This is a genomic window from Phenylobacterium sp. (genome assembly GCF_035944335.1).
GTDB lineage: Bacteria > Pseudomonadota > Alphaproteobacteria > Caulobacterales > Caulobacteraceae > Phenylobacterium.
In genome coordinates this window covers 1-3,470 of record NZ_DASZBG010000042.1, presented here as the reverse complement: position 1 = coordinate 3,470, position 3,470 = coordinate 1, and the positions used below count along the sequence as shown (strand labels likewise).

General features: G+C 71.7%; 2 protein-coding genes. One reads left to right on the top strand and one right to left on the bottom strand.

Features of this window, described 5'->3' with window-relative positions:
• The coding region (rnr, locus tag VGT80_RS08090; protein ID WP_327454622.1) for a ribonuclease R at window positions 1–2,240 on the bottom strand (2,240 nt) is incomplete at its 3' end.
• Window positions 2,241–2,442: 202 nt separating this feature from the next.
• Here rnr and VGT80_RS08085 point away from each other — a divergent pair.
• Window positions 2,443–3,470, top strand: a 1,028-nt coding sequence (locus VGT80_RS08085; RefSeq protein WP_327454620.1) for an iron-containing alcohol dehydrogenase, incomplete at its 3' end; no start/stop codon positions are given.

Here is a 3,470-nt window from a genome sequence, read left to right as displayed (position 1 = left end):
CGGGCGCGCATCCCCAGCCTCGGCCGCGGCGCATTGGGGTCCGCCGCCAGCGGCTCGCTCAGCATGTCGAAGAGCAGGCCGCCCGTCAGCGGCGTCGCCTCGCGCAGCCGCACCTTCACCGTCATGCCCAGCGGCCAGCGCGCGCCGGTGCGCTCGCCCACCAGGGCGTGGGCGCGGTCGTCGTGCACGAAATATTCGTCGCCGAGCGTCGAGACCGGAACCAGCCCATCCGCGCCGGTCTCGGCCAGCCGCACGAACAGGCCAAAGCGGGTCACGCCGGTGACCTTGCCGTCGAACTCCGCGCCCACCCGGTCGGAGAGGAAGGCGGCGATATAGCGGTCGGTGGCGTCGCGCTCGGCGGCCATGGCGCGGCGCTCGGCGAAGGTGATCACCTCGGCGGTGTCCTTGATGCCGGCCACGTCGCGGTCGGTCAGGCCGTCGTCGCCCAGCCCGAGCGCCTTGATCAGCGCCCGGTGCACGATCAGGTCGGCGTAGCGGCGGATCGGCGAGGTGAAGTGGGCGTATTTGTCGAGGTTCAGGCCGTAGTGGCCGATGTTCTCCGACGAATAGATCGCCTGCATCTGGCTGCGCAGCACCACCTCGTTGACGATCTCGGCGTGCGGGGTGTCGCGGGTCTCGCCCAAGAGCTTGTTGAAGCGTTCGGTGCGCGGCGCCTCGCCCTTGGTCCAGCCGATGCCGAGCGTGCCCAGGAAGTCCACCAGCGCCTGCACCTTCTCCGGGCTGGGCGTGTCGTGGATGCGGTAGATCAGCGGCGTCCGCTTGGCTTCCAAGGTCTCCGCGGCCGAGACGTTGGCCTGGATCATATATTCCTCGATCAGCCGGTGGGCCTCCAGCGAGGCGCGGGGCGTGATCGAGGCGATGCGGCCCATCTGGTCGATGGAGATCTTGCGCTCCAGGCTCTCGATGGCCAGCGGTGAGCGGGCGTCGCGGCCCTTCTTGAGGACGGCATAGGCGGCCCACAGGGGTTTCAGGATCGGCTCCAGCAGGGCCGCGGTCTTGTCGTCCGGCTGCCCGTCGATCGCCGCCTGCGCCTGCTCGTAGGAGAGCTTGGCGGCCGAGCGCATCAGGCCGCGGATGAAGCGGTGCGAACGCTTCTTCCCATCGGCGCCGAACACCATCCGCACCGCCATGGTGGCCCGGTTCTCGCCCTCGCGCAGGGAGCACAGGCCGTTGGACAGCCGCTCGGGCAGCATCGGCTCGACGCGGTCGGGGAAATAGACGCTGTTGCCCTTCTCGCGGGCCTCGCGGTCGAGCGCCGAGCCCGGCCGCACATAGGCCGCCACATCGGCGATGGCCACCCAGACGATCCAGCCGCCGGGGTTCTTCGGGTCGTCGTCGCGCTGCGCATAGACCGCATCGTCGTGGTCGCGGGCGTCGGCCGGGTCGATGGTGATGAACGGCACGTCGCGCAGGTCCTGGCGGCCCGACAGGCTGGGCGGCTGGGCGGCTTCGGCCTCGGCTTCGGCGGCGGGCGAGAAGCCGGTCGGGATGCCGTGGGCGTGGATGGCGATCAGCGAGGCGGCGCGGGGCTCGTCCTCGCGCCCGACGACTTCCAGCAGCTTGCCGCGGTGCGGGCCGTAGCGGCCGGTGGAGGGCCCCACCTGGGCCAGCACCAGGTCGCCGTCCCGGAGCTGCGCGCCCTCGGCGGGATCGAGCACGAGCCGGTCCTTGGAGCGGCGGTCCACCGGCTCGACGCGGATCTCGCGGCGTTCCTTGCGGATGACGCCCAGCAGGCGGTGCGCGCTCTGGCCCAGCCGCTTGATCAGCCGGGCCTCGACCTCGCCGTTCTCCAGCTTCTCGAAGCGCACGAGCAGCCGGTCGCCCAGCCCCGGCGCGGGGCCGGTCTCGGCCCGGCGGTCGGGCGACAGCGGGACCAGGGGCGCATCCTCGCCCTTGACCAGCTTGACCAGCATGTCGCCGTCGGGATCGCGCTCGACCACGTCGACCACGCCCACTTCGGGCAGGGCGCCGGCCGGGGCGATGCCCTTGCGGCCGCGCTTGCCGAGCGCGCCCTCGGCTTCGAGGGTCTGCAACAGGTGGCGAAGCGCGCGGCGGTCTTCGCCCTTCAGGCCGAAGGCCTTGGCGAGCGCCGCCTTGTCGGTCTCGCCGCCGTCGCGGATGTATTTCAGGAGGGTGTCCCGGTCCGGCAGCCCCTTGGGCGCGCGGGACTTGGGATTGGAATTGGCGGCCTTGGAATTCGGCCGTTTAGGTTTGGACATAGGGGGTGCTTAGCACCTTTCATGAGTTTTTTGAGCGTAGAGGGGGGTGTCTAGAGAGGAGGGGAAACGGGAGCGCGAAATCCCGGCGCGGGCGAACCCGCCGCCGTCCTCGCAGGCCGATCCGGCCGCCGATGCGCAGGCCTCATATAGGGACTTTCGGTGACGATTGCACCCTGGCCATGCCCGGCGCAGGATTTGCCCCATGCTGACCGGATCCCATCGCTTCCCCCGCCAGGACTTCGTCGCCTACGGCCGTCCGGCCGCGCAGGTGCTCAAGGAGCTGGCCGCCAGCTCCGGCGTGCGCCGCCTGCTGATCGTCACCAACCGCTCGCTGACCAAGACCCTGGCGGCCGAGCTCGCCAAGGACCTGGGCGAACTCTGCGTCGGCGTGTTCGCCGGCGTCGGCGCCCATAGCCCACGCGAAAGCGTCATGGGCGGGGCGGAGGCGGCGCGGACGACCCAGGCCGATTTGCTGGTGGCGCTGGGCGGCGGCAGCGTCATCGATGCGACCAAGGTGATGCAGCTTGCCCTTTGGGCGGGTCTCGGACGTCCCGACGATCTCGACCGCTACCGCGCCGGCCGCGGCGAGGATCGGGTGGACGTGAGCCAGATCCCAGCGGGCGTGCGGATGCTGGCCGTCCCCACCACGCTCTCGGCCGCCGAGTTCACGCCCTTCGCAGGCGTTACCGACACCGCCCGCCGCGCCAAGGAGGGCTATACCCATCCGCTGCTGGCCCCGCGCGCGGTGATCCTCGACCCGGCCATGACGCTGGCGACGCCGGCGGCGCTGTGGTTCTCCACCGGCCTGAAGGCCGTCGACCACGCCGTCGAGCAACTCTGCAATCCCACCCGCGCGCCCTACGCCGATGCCCTGGCCGCCGACGGCCTGAAGCGGCTGGCGGCCGGACTGGCGGCCAGCAAGGCCGACGCCGCCGACCTCGATGCGCGCCAGGACTGCCAGTTCGGCATGTGGCTGGCGATCAGCGGCGCGGGCGCGGGGCGCGGCATGGGGGCCAGCCACGCCATCGGCCACACCCTGGGCGGTAGCTACGGCGTCCCCCACGGGATCACCTCCTGCGTGGCCCTGCCGGCGGTGCTGAAGTGGAACGAGGCGGCCGGCACGGAGCGCCAGGCCCTGGTCGCCGAGCTGATGGGCGGCGAGGGCCTCTCGGCCTCGGAAGCCGTCCGCCGCCTCGCCACGGGCCTCGGCCTGCCCACCGACCTGAAGGC